The organism is Halobacillus litoralis (assembly GCF_020524085.2).
Lineage (GTDB): Bacteria > Bacillota > Bacilli > Bacillales > Halobacillaceae > Halobacillus > Halobacillus litoralis_E.
Genome location: NZ_CP129016.1, coordinates 2,759,330 through 2,774,089, shown reverse-complemented (window position 1 = coordinate 2,774,089; position 14,760 = coordinate 2,759,330). Strand labels below are relative to the sequence as shown.

At 44.4% G+C, this 14,760-nt stretch carries 17 protein-coding genes; 1 reads left to right on the top strand and 16 read right to left on the bottom strand.

Annotation, left to right across the window (positions count from 1 at the left end):
- Nucleotides 1-12: 12 nt before the first annotated feature.
- From LC065_RS14160 to LC065_RS14110, 12 genes are all read right to left on the bottom strand, one after another.
- Entirely contained in the window at nucleotides 13-1,797 is a 1,785-nt protein-coding gene (locus LC065_RS14160) for an ATP-binding protein (protein WP_306163497.1), read from the bottom strand.
- The gene (locus tag LC065_RS14155) at nucleotides 1,797-2,513 is read right to left on the bottom strand and encodes a response regulator transcription factor (RefSeq protein ID WP_306163496.1); all 717 of its coding nucleotides are present in this window, start codon (nucleotides 2,511-2,513) and stop codon (nucleotides 1,797-1,799) included. Before LC065_RS14155 ends, LC065_RS14160 begins: the two co-directional genes overlap by 1 nt.
- A gap of 107 nt (nucleotides 2,514-2,620) precedes the next feature.
- Nucleotides 2,621-3,811: a c-type cytochrome biogenesis protein CcsB gene (ccsB, locus tag LC065_RS14150; RefSeq protein WP_226589902.1), complete on the bottom strand. Its 1,191-nt coding sequence runs from the start codon at nucleotides 3,809-3,811 to the stop codon at nucleotides 2,621-2,623.
- Between the two features lie 18 nt (nucleotides 3,812-3,829).
- Complete coding sequence (gene resB, locus LC065_RS14145; protein ID WP_306163495.1) at nucleotides 3,830-5,461, bottom strand: cytochrome c biogenesis protein ResB; 1,632 nt, start codon at nucleotides 5,459-5,461, stop codon at nucleotides 3,830-3,832.
- Between the two features lie 28 nt (nucleotides 5,462-5,489).
- Nucleotides 5,490-6,041: a thiol-disulfide oxidoreductase ResA gene (gene resA / locus LC065_RS14140; protein ID WP_226589906.1), complete on the bottom strand. Its 552-nt coding sequence runs from the start codon at nucleotides 6,039-6,041 to the stop codon at nucleotides 5,490-5,492.
- Nucleotides 6,042-6,095: 54 nt separating this feature from the next.
- Nucleotides 6,096-6,824 (bottom strand): pseudouridine synthase, encoded by a 729-nt coding sequence (locus LC065_RS14135; protein WP_226591646.1) that lies wholly within the window; start codon nucleotides 6,822-6,824, stop codon nucleotides 6,096-6,098.
- Nucleotides 6,825-6,960: 136 nt separating this feature from the next.
- The gene (locus LC065_RS14130) at nucleotides 6,961-7,476 is read right to left on the bottom strand and encodes a spore maturation protein (RefSeq protein ID WP_226589908.1); all 516 of its coding nucleotides are present in this window, start codon (nucleotides 7,474-7,476) and stop codon (nucleotides 6,961-6,963) included.
- The gene (locus tag LC065_RS14125; protein ID WP_226589910.1) at nucleotides 7,473-8,063 is read right to left on the bottom strand and encodes a nucleoside recognition domain-containing protein; all 591 of its coding nucleotides are present in this window, start codon (nucleotides 8,061-8,063) and stop codon (nucleotides 7,473-7,475) included. Before LC065_RS14125 ends, LC065_RS14130 begins: the two co-directional genes overlap by 4 nt.
- Nucleotides 8,051-8,734 (bottom strand): D-alanyl-D-alanine carboxypeptidase family protein, encoded by a 684-nt coding sequence (locus LC065_RS20540; RefSeq protein WP_371933457.1) that lies wholly within the window; start codon nucleotides 8,732-8,734, stop codon nucleotides 8,051-8,053. Before LC065_RS20540 ends, LC065_RS14125 begins: the two co-directional genes overlap by 13 nt.
- Complete coding sequence (locus LC065_RS20535) at nucleotides 8,727-9,146, bottom strand: D-alanyl-D-alanine carboxypeptidase family protein (protein WP_371933338.1); 420 nt, start codon at nucleotides 9,144-9,146, stop codon at nucleotides 8,727-8,729. Before LC065_RS20535 ends, LC065_RS20540 begins: the two co-directional genes overlap by 8 nt.
- 671 nt (nucleotides 9,147-9,817) lie before the next feature.
- Nucleotides 9,818-10,411 carry an SMC-Scp complex subunit ScpB gene (gene scpB / locus LC065_RS14115; protein ID WP_226589912.1) on the bottom strand — a complete coding sequence of 198 codons (594 nt, stop codon included), beginning with the start codon at nucleotides 10,409-10,411 and terminating at the stop codon, nucleotides 9,818-9,820.
- Nucleotides 10,402-11,157, bottom strand: a complete 756-nt coding sequence (locus LC065_RS14110; RefSeq protein ID WP_226589914.1) for a segregation/condensation protein A — start codon at nucleotides 11,155-11,157, stop codon at nucleotides 10,402-10,404. The genes scpB and LC065_RS14110 overlap by 10 nt, the downstream gene beginning before the upstream one ends.
- 168 nt (nucleotides 11,158-11,325) lie before the next feature.
- Between LC065_RS14110 and LC065_RS14105 the strand changes: the two genes are divergently transcribed.
- A complete protein-coding gene (locus LC065_RS14105; RefSeq protein WP_306163494.1) occupies nucleotides 11,326-11,829 on the top strand; it encodes a DUF309 domain-containing protein in 504 nt (167 codons plus the stop codon).
- Nucleotides 11,830-11,884: 55 nt separating this feature from the next.
- On the opposite strand, the gene LC065_RS14100 is transcribed toward LC065_RS14105, so the two are convergent.
- The 4 genes from LC065_RS14100 to lysA form a co-directional block, all read right to left on the bottom strand.
- Nucleotides 11,885-12,250, bottom strand: a complete 366-nt coding sequence (locus LC065_RS14100; RefSeq protein ID WP_226589918.1) for a GNAT family N-acetyltransferase — start codon at nucleotides 12,248-12,250, stop codon at nucleotides 11,885-11,887.
- A gap of 266 nt (nucleotides 12,251-12,516) precedes the next feature.
- Nucleotides 12,517-12,981, bottom strand: a complete 465-nt coding sequence (locus LC065_RS14095) for a site-2 protease family protein (RefSeq protein WP_226589920.1) — start codon at nucleotides 12,979-12,981, stop codon at nucleotides 12,517-12,519.
- An 18-nt stretch (nucleotides 12,982-12,999) separates the two neighbouring features.
- A complete protein-coding gene (locus LC065_RS14090; protein WP_226589922.1) occupies nucleotides 13,000-13,434 on the bottom strand; it encodes a peptidylprolyl isomerase in 435 nt (144 codons plus the stop codon).
- A gap of 15 nt (nucleotides 13,435-13,449) precedes the next feature.
- The gene (gene lysA, locus LC065_RS14085) at nucleotides 13,450-14,745 is read right to left on the bottom strand and encodes a diaminopimelate decarboxylase (protein ID WP_226589925.1); all 1,296 of its coding nucleotides are present in this window, start codon (nucleotides 14,743-14,745) and stop codon (nucleotides 13,450-13,452) included.
- Nucleotides 14,746-14,760 lie beyond the last annotated feature (15 nt).

Sequence of the window (14,760 nt, the reverse complement as noted above, 5' to 3'; positions counted from 1 at the left end):
AATATAGCAACATTATTTTTCCTTATCTGAATAAGGGATCTTAAAAGTGAAAGTCGTCCCTTCTTTCAACTTGCTATGCACACTGATGGTACCTTCATGAGCTTCTACAATGTTTTTCGCAATGGCAAGCCCAAGACCTGTTCCTTTTTTATAATTTTTATTTTCGCGTTTTCTCGATTTATCTGCTTTATAGAATCGCTCGAATACAAACGGAAGATCTTCCTCAGCAATCCCGTACCCGGAGTCTTTGACACTTGCAATCCATTCATTCCCCTCTTTTTCAAGAATCACCTGAACTTCACTACCTGGATCGGAATGTCGGATCGCATTATCAATCAAGTTTGTAAACACCTGCTCAATACGGTCAGGATCGAAGTCGAGGAACCCGAACTTTCCTTCTACCTTCAAGTGAAGGTCCACTTCCTTTTCTTTGGCGATTCCACTGAATTTACGAATGATCTTGTTCAAGAAAGGCTCCATTTCCACCGACTCTTCGTTCAACTGAATATGTCCCGCTTCCATCCGTGCGATATCCAACAGCTCATTTACAAGACGGCCGATCCTCAATGATTCGTCATGGATGATTTGCGCGAGTTCATTTTTGTCTTCTTTTGACTCGGCAATGTCATCTACAATAGCTTCACTATATCCCTGCAGCATGGAAATAGGAGTTCGGAGTTCATGGGATACATTCGCGATGAAATCTTTACGAAGCTTGTTCAGCCTTCTTTCTTCTGTCATATCCCGAAGTACTGCGACAGCCCCACGTACTTTTTCTTTGTCATACAAAGGTGTCATGATGATGACCCAGGACCTGCCCTGCAATGTCATTTCGATCATGGACTCATTCTCATCAGTGATGACATCGTTAAACAATTCCTTCAGTGGTTCTGGGAGCACCGTTTGATCAGCAGAGGTAGACGCAGCGTTCTTTTCAAACTCATAGGCTTCTAGATATTGTTGGGCAGGAGGATTGGAAATGAGCACATCCCCTTCCCGATTGAACGTAATGACACCATCTGCCATCGACCTCAAAATCCCAGAGAGCTGTTCTTTTTCCTGATTTAAAGCGTTGATATGAAATTTCAACTCCCGGCCCATCCGATTAAAGGCCATCGCCAATTCACCGATTTCGTCATGAGTACGGATAGGAATCTTCGTGTTAAACTCGCCTTTAGCAAGTTCGAGTGCTCCTTCTCTCATTTTAATTAAAGGAGCTGTGATTCGAGTGGAGAGGAAAAAGGCGAAAATGGTCGTTAATACAATGGCAATTCCAGCACCCATGAATATGATTTTCGTCGTCTGTTCCGACGTTTCTTCAATCGTATCCAGTGATTGGTAGACAAAGACCGCCCCGTCCCGGTTATCAAGCGGGGTGCCGACAACCATGACTCCAGTCTCTCCATTTCCTAGATCAGCAACTTTTTTGACATCTGCGCCTTCACTCAAAACAGTTGCTGTTTCTTCGTCATTTTCAAACCACGCATAATCAAGCACAGGAAGAGAATCGGAATCACTTTCCGCGACCAGCTGCTCATCCTTTTCCATGACAATGACCGCGCGACTCGCCGGATCTTTGACAAGGGCTGTCGTTGAAAGTAAGAGGTCTTCCTCTTGTTCATAACGATCCACGACATCTGTAATTCGGTCAGCCGTTTGCAGCAAATGCCTCTCCGCTTCGACAACATGATAGTTTTGAAAGAACTCGAGGAGAAGAACAGTTAAAATAAACAAGACAAAGCAAACCAATAGTAAGATGGTAAACCATAACTTCCCGACTACGCTACGCCAGAACATCAGTCACCAGATACCTCAAACTTATAGCCGATTCCCCAAACGGTAACAATCATCCCTGCTGCTTCTGCAGAAACTTTGCTTAATTTTTCGCGGAGACGTTTGACATGCGTATCCACCGTCCGAAGATCGCCAAAAAATTCATACTGCCAGACTTCTTTCAGCAATTGTTCTCTGTCAAAAACTTTATCCGGAGACTGCGCCATATAATGAAGAAGTTCGTACTCTTTCGGAGTCAGAGCCACTTCCTTCCCATCAGCCGTCACACGGTGGGCGTCATTATCAATCGTCATATGAGGAAAAACAAGCACATTGCGGGCTGATGTTTCCGTTTCTAAGAACTTCGTGGAGGAACTCCTTCGTAAAAGAGCCTTCACTCGTAATACAACTTCTCTTGGACTGAATGGTTTAACAATATAGTCGTCCGTCCCAACTTCAAAACCTTGCACACGATTAGCCTCTTCCCCTTTTGCCGTAAGCATGATCACAGGAGTGGCTTTCTTTTCACGCAGCTCTTTACACACTTCGATTCCGTCTTTTCCATGAAGCATCAAGTCAAGCAAAATCACATCGTATTCATTTTGAAGCGCTTTTTGTAACGCTTCTTCCCCGTCTTCTGCTTCATCAATGATATAAGCTTCCCTTTCAAGGTACATGCGGATCAGACGTCGAATTCGTTCTTCATCATCCACTACTAACACTTTGGCTTCTTGATCCATATAAAAACCTCCAAATCATAGAATAATTGCTCCTATGGTTACATGACATTTAATTCTTTACACAAAGGGCAGGCGGAGTATAAAGACTTCTCGCCTGCCTTTTGTTTTTATGCATAAGAATGTAAGCCTGAAATAATTAAATTGACCGCAATCAAATTGAACATGATGATTCCAAATCCACCGACTGCCAGCCACGCGGACTTCATTCCCTGCCAACCTCTGGATAGGCGCAAATGAAGATAGGCCGCATAGAAGAAGAAAGTAATCAGAGCCCAGACTTCTTTCGGGTCCCATCCCCAGAATCTATCCCAGGCTTGTTGAGCCCATATCATGGCAAAGATAAGCGCTCCTAATGTGAAGACCGGGAAACCGATAGCCACGGCGCGGTAGCTCACTTCATCAACCAGTTCAGGATTTACCTTCTTGTTTAAGAGTGGCTGGATAGCTGCAGCGATCCGTTTTCTTAAAATCAGTCTTGCTCCCCAGTATAGGACTACTCCACCAAGAAGGGACCACAGGAAGGTGTTGAATTTCTTAGCTGCATCTTCTCCGCGCATCCATTCTGGAGCCTGGAACAATGGAGACATAGCATCTTCAGTTATCAATTCTCCATTATAAGGTCCTGTAATGGCTGGCATGTTGTACGTAATCTCTGCTTGCTGCCCTTCAATCGGTGCATCAAAAGTCGCTTCATAATTCATGGCACTGAACGACGTTGAAACAATAATGAAAGCCAGAGTTACGGCAATAATATAGATGACAAACTCGAGCCATACCGTATGTTTTGAACGTTTGCTCTGGTCCACCTGGCTGATCAGGAATATTAAACCTGCCACAAAACTAACGGATAAAATCCCTTGACCCAGAGAAGCTGTGGTTACATGGATGTATAACCAGTGCGATTGTAAAGATGGTACCAGAGGTGAGATCTCTGTCGGGAACATACTTGCGAATGCGATCAACAATAAGGCAATCGGCAGTGCAAATAATCCTAAGAGGTCTACTCTGTAAATAAAGTAGAGAACAATGAATGCGAATACAAGCATCATTCCAAAAAACGTCGTGTACTCAAACAAGTTACTGATGGGGGCGTGACCACTTGCGATCCATCTTGTAATAAAATAACCGACTTGAGTGAGGAAACCGATAATCGCAAGCGTAATTCCAATGTTTCCAGCTATGCGGCTCTTCCCTTTCTTTTTATCACGGATCGTGCCCGCAAAGAAGAAAGTCGCTATTAAATAGATGAAAAAAGCAGCATAGAGCAGATTGCCGCTTATGGCTGTCCAATCTCCCATAATTTCATCCTCCTGACTCTATGATTTCATTTCATACTGATCCTGAGGGGCCTCGATGTGAGTGCCTTCAATTGATTTTTCAATTTCCATTCTCAAAGCGTACCAGTTTTTATTGGTATGTCCTGCAATCCATGCTCCGTCTGATCTTGGCTGCAGCCAGATCCGTCGATGGTTCCAATACATCCCCTGAATAACGCCGATCATGAAGATCGCGCCTCCTAGTGAAATAATCCCCAATGTATGGTCCTTTTTCACGGTCAAGCCTGTGACGTCCCGCGTATCGAAACCTGTAAGTCCAAGTTTATATTGGTTATCCTCACCAGCACCGATATTCGCTCCTATACCTAGGAAACTAGTTTCAGGCGTTTCTTCACCTGGTGGGTACAAATTGAATACGAACGCTGGGTTCTTCGGATACTTGGATACGGAGGCAGGCTGGCCATCCTGCATTTCATACTCTGGAAAATAATTTACGACCTCTATTCGGAACCCGCCGTCCAGCTCATATGTAGATTGGGGGTCCGTCAAATCGACTGTAAACTCACCATAGTTGGTATCTTCATCATCCTGATCATGGATTTTGAAAGACATTTCACTGAACTCGTCCAGTTGATAACTCGCCTGGTAGAGCGCAAAGTCATCAAACTTCAATGGATTATTTAACGTTGCCGAACCTTCTTTGATCGTATCAAGCTCCGGATCAGCTCCGGCGACTCCTTGATTCGTCCGCTCATAAATAACCGCGTCTGTACGGAATGTTTTCGGGATCGCTCCATCCTGATTTTCGATGGCTTCTTTAAATTTTGCATCTTCCGGGTTGTCTTTATCATAGGTTTCTAGAGTAAAGGACTCATTTTTTATATAGTACTCGCCTTCCGTACCATGAATTAATGTTGTTTCCCCTTCTCTCACCCATACATGTTCATCGACATAAAAAGCAGGGATAAACCGGAGTATTGCGCCTAATAGGAAAATTATAAGACCGATATGATTGACATAAGGCCCCCACCTTGCAAAGCGGTTCTTCTCTGCCAGTATATGCCCATCTTGTTCATAAACCTTGAAGCGTCTCTTTTTCAAATTGGTCTTGAATGTTTCATAATCGATAGAATCCGATGTCGTCTCCCCGAACACCCGCTGTTTTTTCATGAAGAGTTCATGACGCTTCGGCTTCTGCCTTTTCAACGTTTTATAAAGCGGGAAGAAACGATCGATGGATGCAATGACGATGGATATGCCAATCATGGCGATTAAAAGCATATACCACCACGAGCTGAAAAGGTCATGAAATCCGAGTTGATAATAAATCTGTCCGGCTATCCCGTATTGATCCTTGTAGTGGGTGGCAGGATCTGCCCCGCCAATAAACACGGATTGAGGGAAGATCGTTCCGATCGCAGATGCCACGACGGTGATAAAGATCAGGGTGACCCCGACCTTCACGGAAGAAAAGAAGTTCCATATTTTATCAACGATCGTACGATTATACGTTTGGGAGCGACGGGCACTTCCATCGTAACGCATGTTGAGGAGTTTTTTATCCTCATTCCCATCAATATGCTGGTTCTGCTCGACAGGTTTTCCGCAAGCTTCACAAAGAACCGTGCCTTCAGGATTCACATGACCACATTCACAGGTAATCTCTTTCATAGTAAAACCTCACAATGTCAAGTAGACTCTATTCCCCCGGTGCAATCTTTTGCAAGTGGCCTTCGAGTTTGTCCAACGTCAGCGGGCCGATGACTTGCTCTTCAATTTCACCTTCAGGATTGATGAACAGCGTAGAAGGAATCGGACCGATGTTATAAAGATCCATCACTTCTCCATTTTTGTCCTGGAGAATTGGAAAGGTCAGATTGTATTCGTTCACAAAATTCTTCACCACAAGTTCGGTTGAATCCAAATTGACAGCCAGAATTTCGACACCTTTCTCTTTATACTCGGGATACAACTCTTCCATATAAGGCATTTCATCTTTACATGGCTTACAATACGTCGCCCAAAAATTGACCATGACGCCTTTTCCTCGCAAATCACTCAATTGAACCGTCTCATCTGTACCGAACTTTTTCAATTGAAAATCGGGGGCTTTCTCCCCTTTGGCGATCACCGCCTGTTCATCCTTGCCGTTAGCGACGAGAGCGAACACGACAAGTCCGACCATGACGGCAAGCATGGCTGTTCTGAAAATAAGGCGCTTTCTTTTTTTTCTAATGGTTGATTCCTTCATTTTGACTCACTCCCAAACCATTATAACATTGATTGAAGGCTGTAAATTTGAACGTTATTCAACAGTTTTTTCGGCAAGTGCACGAAGCTGTTTCACTTCAAACGGTTTCAAAGGACGAGAATCACCGGCATTCATTCCTTGTAAGTCCAGTGTCCCGTAACGCTCACGCTTCAATTTGTCGACAGGGTATCCAAGGGCCTCAAACATCCGGCGGACTTGACGGTTCTTTCCTTCATGAAGAACGATTTGCACAATCGCCGTATTCTTCTTCGAATCGGTGGAAGTGACTTTCGCATGAACGGCTTTCAAGTATTCACCGTCTACGGTCATCCCTTTCTTCAACTGCTTCAACTGATCTTTGGTAGGGATGCCTTTTGTCTTTGCGATGTACACTTTGTCCACTTCATGACTCGGATGCATAAGTAAATTCGCAAACTCCCCGTCGTTCGTTAACAAAATCAATCCAGATGTATCATAGTCCAGTCTGCCGATTGGGAAAATCCGCTCTTGAACTTCAGGTAAAAAGTCTGTGACTACTTTACGTCCCTTATCATCACTGACGCTCGAGATGACCCCGCGTGGTTTATATAGCAAATAGTAGACAGGCGCTTCTTTATCAATCGGTACTCCTTCTACTTCTATATCATCGTTTTTACCAACCTTTGTTCCTAATTCTGTTACTACTTCTCCATTGACCGTAACCTTGCCGTCAACAATCATCTTTTCTGCTTTTCTTCGTGATGCGACACCTGCGTGGGCGATCACCTTTTGTAGTCGTTCCATATCTGCCATACGACCGTCACCAACTTTCTTTGAAATCACTTTTTTTCATGAAACGGAGCCACGCTCACAAAGCGCAGCTCTTCCGTTCATCTACATTATACACATTCTATAAAGTTTTGAACAAAAAATCATCCTATTAACTAAATAGGATGATGACAATGATAATTGATGCTATTATACCAACCAAATCGGCCAGGAGTCCAACTTTCAAAGCATCCCCCATTCTTTTGATACCTACCGCACCAAAATAGACAGTGATAATATACAGCGTCGTATCCGTACTTCCCTGCATTACAGAGGCGAGCTGGCCTATGAATGAGTCAGGACCGAACGTACGGATCAGCTCCGTCGTCATACTGAGGGCGGCCGTGCCTGAAATAGGTCGTATGAAGGCCAAAGGGAGGATTTCAGCCGGGGCTCCAAACAAAGACATGAGAGGTTCGAACAGTTTCACGATGGCACCCATGGCACCTGAGGCTTGGAACACAGCAATCGACACCATCATCCCCAATAAAAAAGGAAGTAAACTGATGGCAATTTGAATCCCCTCTTTACTTCCTTCCACGAATACCTCGTAAGACGGCACCTTCTTGATGGTGGCTGTGACCAGCACAAGCAGGATGATGGATGGGATAAGCCATATGCTGATCATAAGCGCATCGCCCTCTCCCTTTTATAATGAAAATAACGGTCGATCAATAAAGCGGCAATGGTAGAAATAATGGTTGCCAAAATGGTCGCACCTACGATGGAAGTCGGATCTTGTGAATCATACTTCATCCGAATCGCAATAACGGTGGTCGGAATGAGTGTCAGGGAGGAGGTATTGATGGCAAGCAGTGTAATCATAGATCTGCTCGCTTTATCCGAACCTGACAACTCTTTCAACTCCTTCATCGCTTTCAATCCCATCGGTGTGGCCGCATTTCCAAGACCGAACATGTTGGCCGTCATATTGGACAGGATATAACCGAGAGCCGGGTGATTTTCTGGAATCTCAGGGAAGATGCGTTTGACAAAAGGACGGAAGATTTTAGCCAGGCCGGCAAGCAGCCCCGCCTCTTCAGCGATTTTCATCAGTCCCAGCCAAAAAATGAGCACACCTGCAAGGCTCAAAGTAATCATAATCGCCTCATCCAATGTTGAAAAAATCGCTTTGTTCACTTCCGCCATCGTACCATTGAACGCTGCATAAATAATTCCCGTAACCGCAAGGAACGCCCAAATCAAGTTGACCATGGCGCGACCCCCATCATCCTGTTCAGGAAGTTCTTCACTTCTGAAAAGAAGGATTGAGAAGGACGCTCATTCCACACAGGCGCTTCAACTAATGGTGTTTTTCCGACCATGAAGTACGTCACACCTGCTAAATTCGACTCCCCTTGCTGATCATATCGATAAAATGTAGCCTGCAAATCTTCTTTTTCAGATAAAGTCAGAGGATAATAGATATCCCGCGGAATATATAGAGATTGTCCGTTCACTTGAACGGTACCTTCACTTTGAAGTTTCACCGTTTCAAAATTATCGAACCCCCACTCGAACATCTTTGTATGGTCATTCCAATCATCCGGGGCATTCAAGGTTACAGCGATCAGCTCCATGCCATCCTTTTGGGCACTCGTCACCAACGTCCGCCCAGCGGCTTTTGTGAATCCGGTTTTCCCACCGTTCGTTGGCTCGTAATATTGAGTGAGCATTTTATTTTTATTCTTCCAGGAGTATTCACGATTTTCAGAACGATACATTTCACTGCCTGTCACTTCCCGGAACGTATCATTTTTCATGGAATAGGCCATAAGAAGACCCAAATCATACGCGCTTGAATAATGAGTCTCTCCATCCAGGCCATGCGGATTTTCAAAATGGCTGTTATTCATTCCAAGCCAACAAGCCGCTTTTTCATTCATCAGCTGCACAAAGCCTTCGACACTCCCCCCCTACATGTTCGGCAATGGCTACAGCGGAATCATTTCCAGACCTCAGCATCAACCCATATACCAAATCCTTCAGAGGGATTTTTTCTTTCTCTGTCAAATAGATGGAGGACCCTTCTGTATAAACGGCCCTTTTACTTACTTTCACTTTTTCTTCCATCATTCCTGATTCAATCGCTATGATAGCGGTCATGATCTTTGTGGTGCTGGCAATCAGTGTAGGATCATAGGCATTCTTTTCATACAGGACCCTGCCCGATTCTGCATCCATCAGAACCGCCCGTTCTGCAGATACCGAGATATTAGGCTGCGCCTGAGCCCGATCCACCATAAAGATTGGGAATAGTATAGTCAGTGCCATAATCATATAAAAGAACCTTCTCAAGAGGACTTCCTCCTATTCACATCATTTGCTTCAACTTATGCGAAAGCGTACAAGCTTATGAGTAATAGAAAAATCCAAACACGGCAGGATTGTTGAAGAATCAGGTTCGAGATGTTTATTGAGTGGATGGGGGCGGAGGGGAATGACTCGCTTTCCGCGGGAGCGCGGTGAGCCTCCTCAGGCTGACGCCTTGCGGGGTCTCACCAAGCACTCTTTTCCCGCAGGAGTCTCCCCATTCCCCTCCGCCCCTTTGCCATGGAAAATTCTCGGAACCATTTCTGGAAAAATTAGCTCTTATGATTGAAGAAGGTGGAGAGTATAGACCTCTCCACAGCTGTCACTCCGAACGTAAATGTTTGATACAGAACGTTTTATGCTTACTTAGTAAGGAAGAGTGTAAGCCACTCATTCTAGCTATAGGATTCGTTTCTCTCCTATATTGAATGGGGTGGTTGGGAAGCTGCGAGACTCCCGTGGGAGAAGGAGATAGGCGAGATCCCGCAAGGCGATAGCCTGAGGAAGCTCGGCGCTCCCCCCACAGGAAAGCGAGTGGTTTCCCAACCACCCCCGACTCTTAATATGATAAACGAATCCCGAATTTTCTTGGAATCGATTTCTCCACAATCGGGAGCTTATATAGAAAAAAGCTGTTCCTGGTGGGGAACAGCTTTTTATTCGTCGGCGAAGGGGTCTTCGCTGAATTTTTCGAAGAACAGGTCGGCTTCTCCTTCTTCATCACCATCGCCCTGTTTGAGTTCAGAAAGAGGTGGGAGCTCTTCAATGGATGTCAATCCAAAATAGATCAGAAAGTCTTTGGTCGTACCATATAGGATCGGGCGTCCAATAGCATCCTTCCGGCCTTTTTCTTCAATCAAACTGCGATTGACGAGTGTCTGGATGGCACGATCACTTTTGACACCCCTCAAATCATCGACTTCTATTCTTGTAATCGGTTGTTGATAGGCAATGATTGCGAGAGTTTCAAGTGCCGCTTGGGACAGTCTTGTCGATCCTGGTGAATCTAAAAGACGCTTATAATACGAAGCATGCTCAGGCTTTGTGGTCAAATGCAAAGTTCCTTGTGAATCCATGATAGTGAGACCTCTGTTCTTGGATTGATAGTCTTTCATCATTTCTTCCAACAATGATTTGAACGCCTTCGCATCCATTTCTAATAGATTGGTCAGTTTCTTTTTTGTGATCCCTTCTTCTCCGGCGGCAAACAGCAGACCTTCGGTTATGGCTTTGTAGTCTTCTAACTCCATGGTGCATCCTCCATCTTATATACGATTAGTTCATCAAAATGTTGTTGTTGTACACACACGATATCATTACTCTTCATTAGCTCAAGTAAAGCGATGAAAGTAACGACAATATGCGGTCGTGTTCGTTTTTCAAATAACTGATGAAAAGGAGTGCCACCTGCTTGTACATCAATTTTACCAAGAATTTCTTCCATCCTCATTTGGATAGGAATCTCATCTCTTCGGATTTTCGCTTCCTGTGGTTTTTCAGTTTTGGCCCGCTTTAAAAGATTCCCCATCGCTTGAATCATATCATAAACAGAAGCTTCTCCCGGGCGTACTTCCGGCATCTCTTCTTCCCATCCTTCCATATTCAAGGGAGGTCGGGTGTAAATGCGGTTGGCATCGAGTTCTTTTTCTTTTAGTTCCTCTGCCGCCTGTTTATATTTTCGGTACTCAATCAAGCGCCGCATCAAATCTTCGCGAGGGTCATCTTCCATCTCCCCATTCTCGAAGTCATCCTCCATGTTCTGATTAGGAAGAAGCATCTGACTTTTCATGGCAAGTAAAGTAGCAGCCATTACGAGATATTCACTCGCAAGATCCAGTTCCAGCTCCTGCATCGTATGGATATAGTTCATGTACTGGTCGGTAATTTGGGAAACGGGTATATTATAGATATCGATTTCGTATCGATTGATCAGATGTAAAAGAAGATCAAGAGGCCCTTCAAAACCTTCTACTTTCACTTGGTAGCTTTTTTTCATATCATTCTTCCTTTACGTTCCAATGTTCTTTTAATAATGGTATCAAAAAATACCCTGCTGTGACAGCATGTATTCTATGATTATGAATGTCTTTAGCCTTACTTCTTCTCTTAAGTTATACTATAGTTATAAGTACTAAAACCTGTTTAATCAACAACCAGGCATCTCATGGTTGTATCAAAGGAATGGATGGATTATATGTATCCGAAAGCTTATATTGAATTTCTTGCCCATTTCCACGGAACGAGAGATTACTTTGAGTGTCATGAGGTCCTTGAAGAGCATTGGAATGAAGTAGACTCCCGTAACCAATCTTCCATCTGGGTATGGCTCATCCAAATCGCCGTAGCTATGTATCATGATCGCAGAGGCAATCAAGCTGGTGCTAAAACCCTGGTACAACGGTGTTTAAAAAAGAAGATAGAACACGAGAAAGAACTTCCACTCCTCGGCTTGGATGGAGAACGTCTGGAGAAACAGCTGGAAGAATTCAAAACCCGTTTGGACACAGAAGTCCCTTACCGCAGCTGGAATTTGCCCATCATTGATATGGAGCTTCTAAAAGAAGTCCAACAGTTATGCCAACAATGGGGCGTTGCTTATGGATCTCCCAGTGACCTTTCCGATGAAAACCTTGTATTCAAACACAAGAGGAGAAAAAAGTCATTTTGAGTTCAATGATAAAACGAAACAAAGGAGGTGTCGATTCGCGACACCTCCTTGTTCTTTATAACTGTGAAGAGGCACTTTCTTCATCACATTTCTCAATGAATGATTCAGTGGCCACATCAGCGCACACGTCACACTCATCTTTGAAGTGATCACGGACACGGTGAATCATCTGTCGTCCAATCCCAGTATTACGATGGGAAGGGTTGACGGATAAGTGCTGGATAACGGCTTTGCCATCTTCCAAACGGACTCCGACCGCGCCGAGGATATCTTCCTCTTTCCACAAAAATAGATTCCAATCCGGATTGGAATCATATTCCCTAATGATTTCCTGAAGCGTCTTCACGTCTGATACTTCAGGCATGAAAGAAAGCAAACCCATCGCAATCTTCTCAAATGATTTTTTATATCGAATTAACATATTAACCCCTCAATTATGAAAATAACTTTCCTAGAGTTCCAGATGATCGATCAATGGATCGAAAAAGAAAATGGTTACTTTCAATCATTGTCCAATTCATCCTATATGTCAAGCTTACATGACGATGACGAACCAGTAGTATAAACCCCAACCGATGCTGAACAACGATAAAAACGTAAACAGCATCCAATTTTTCATTTTCATTATACGTTGCCCCCGGTTTTTTGTGATTTGCCCCGCTACATAGAATATAGCATAGCCCACAATTATTCAAGCCTGTCTAAAAACCGGCGTTTCACAATCGACCAAAGCCGATATCCGTCAGAATCTTTTCCTTTGATAGAAAACGGAACAAGATTCATGATGGCAAGATAAGTATTAAAAAGAAAGGAGACACGAAGTAGATGACCACCCTGGTCTCTAAACCATAAGAACAATACCAAAGCCGTTATAGCATTGAACAAGGGGCCGCCCATACTGATCCAAGCTTTTTCAAAATCCGTGAATGGAGGTTTCCGTTCATTCACCGAGTAAGCTCCCTGGAAGAAAAAAAGGTGGATGTACACACAGACCTCGTTTTTTCTCCATCGCCCGATGACCTTTCCCCGGCCGAGGTGTAGGATACTTTGATCCGCCCGAAAGTACAAGCCGGGAAAAAGGTGACCAAGTTCATGGATGAACAGGCTTAAAGGTGCCACTAAAAAAATCAATACTAGTAATGTGACAATCATGAAGGGCTCTTCTAGTGATTATTTGTCCTCGACGCGGACCTTCTGCATCACATCTCCGACACGAACACGATCGACCGTGTCCACACCTTCAATCACTTTGCCAAATACGGTGTGACGGCCGTCTAAGTGTGGTTGAGGAGAGTGACAAACGAAGAATTGGCTTCCTCCTGTATCTTTTCCAGCGTGGGCCATGGAAAGGGATCCTCGCTCATGCTTATGAGGATTGCCTTCTGTTTCGCATTTGATTGTATATCCTGGACCACCCGCTCCTGTTCCATTCGGGCATCCGCCCTGAATGACGAAGTCTGGGATGACACGGTGGAAAGTCAATCCATCGTAAAATTCATCATTGGCAAGTTTTTCAAAATTCGCTACTGTATTCGGTGCTGCTTCTTCGTAAAGTTCAATCAGCATTTTTTCTCCATTTTCAAATTCAATCGTTGCTTGTTTCATTTCTCATACCCCTTTTCATTTTTCATAACTTAAATCAAGTCGTGTCATCTCTTGATAGCTCTCTCTTCTGACGACAAGCTGATGCTTACCCTCTTCGACAAACACGACGGCCGCTTTTTGAAAGCGGTTATAATTGTTAGCCATAGCATAACCATACGCTCCCGTGCTGAAAACTGCAAGTCTATCTCCATGTTCAACCGGCGGAAGTGCCACATCCCATATTAGCATATCTCCAGATTCACAGCACTTTCCAGCTATGGAATACTCTTTTTCCGGCTTTTGATTCATTTTTTCTACCAGCGCCGCTTCATATTTCGCCTGATATAGAGCTGGCCGGATATTATCTGTCATCCCACCGTCGACAGATACATAGGTTCTCACATCAGGGACTTCCTTGGTAGAACCGATGGTATAGATCGTTGTACCCGCTTCCCCGACAATGGCACGCCCCGGCTCTATCCAGATTTCCGGCATAGGATAATCGTACTGTGATGACAGGTTTTTCACTTCACGGATGAGGGCATGGGCATATTGATCCAGCTCAAGCGGTTCGTCCTCTTTTGTATATTGAATACCGAATCCGCCACCTAAGTTCAGTACGGAGGCTTCATATCCGTGACGGTTACGCCAATCGTTCAAAGTAGTGAAAAGCTTACGCGTAGCCATCTCGAAACCGCTTGTCTCGAAGATTTGTGAGCCGATGTGACAATGAAGTCCGACTAAACGGATATTGGCATTCTCCTTGACTTTCATGAACGCCTCTTCAGCCTGGCCACTGCTCAAATCGAAGCCGAATTTCGAGTCTTCCTGCCCGGTCAAAATATAATCATGGGTATGGGCTTCGATCCCCGGTGTCACTCTCAGTAATACATCCATCTCTTTCTTCTTCTCTTCGAGGATGGAATGAAGGAGTTCGATTTCATAAAAGTTATCAACGACGATACATCCGATCCCATGTTCCACGGCCATCTCCAATTCACGGATACTTTTATTGTTCCCGTGCATGTGGATCTTCTCTACCGGGAAGCCTGCTTCAAGGGCAGTATGTAGTTCTCCTTCCGAAACGACGTCCAAACTAAGACCTTCCTGATTCGCAACCTGGAGCATAGCGACAGATGAAAAAGCTTTACTCGCATAGGCGACTTGAGCAGCTACCTGGTTCTCTTTGAACGTCTGCACGAAGGCCCGCGCCTTTTTTCTAATTTCACCTACATCATATACATAAAGAGGGGTGCCGTATTGTTCGGCAAGATCTGCAGCCGGGACTTGCCCGATCAACAATTGCCCTTTTTCATTCACTTCATGATTCATCGTAACCCACCTTTT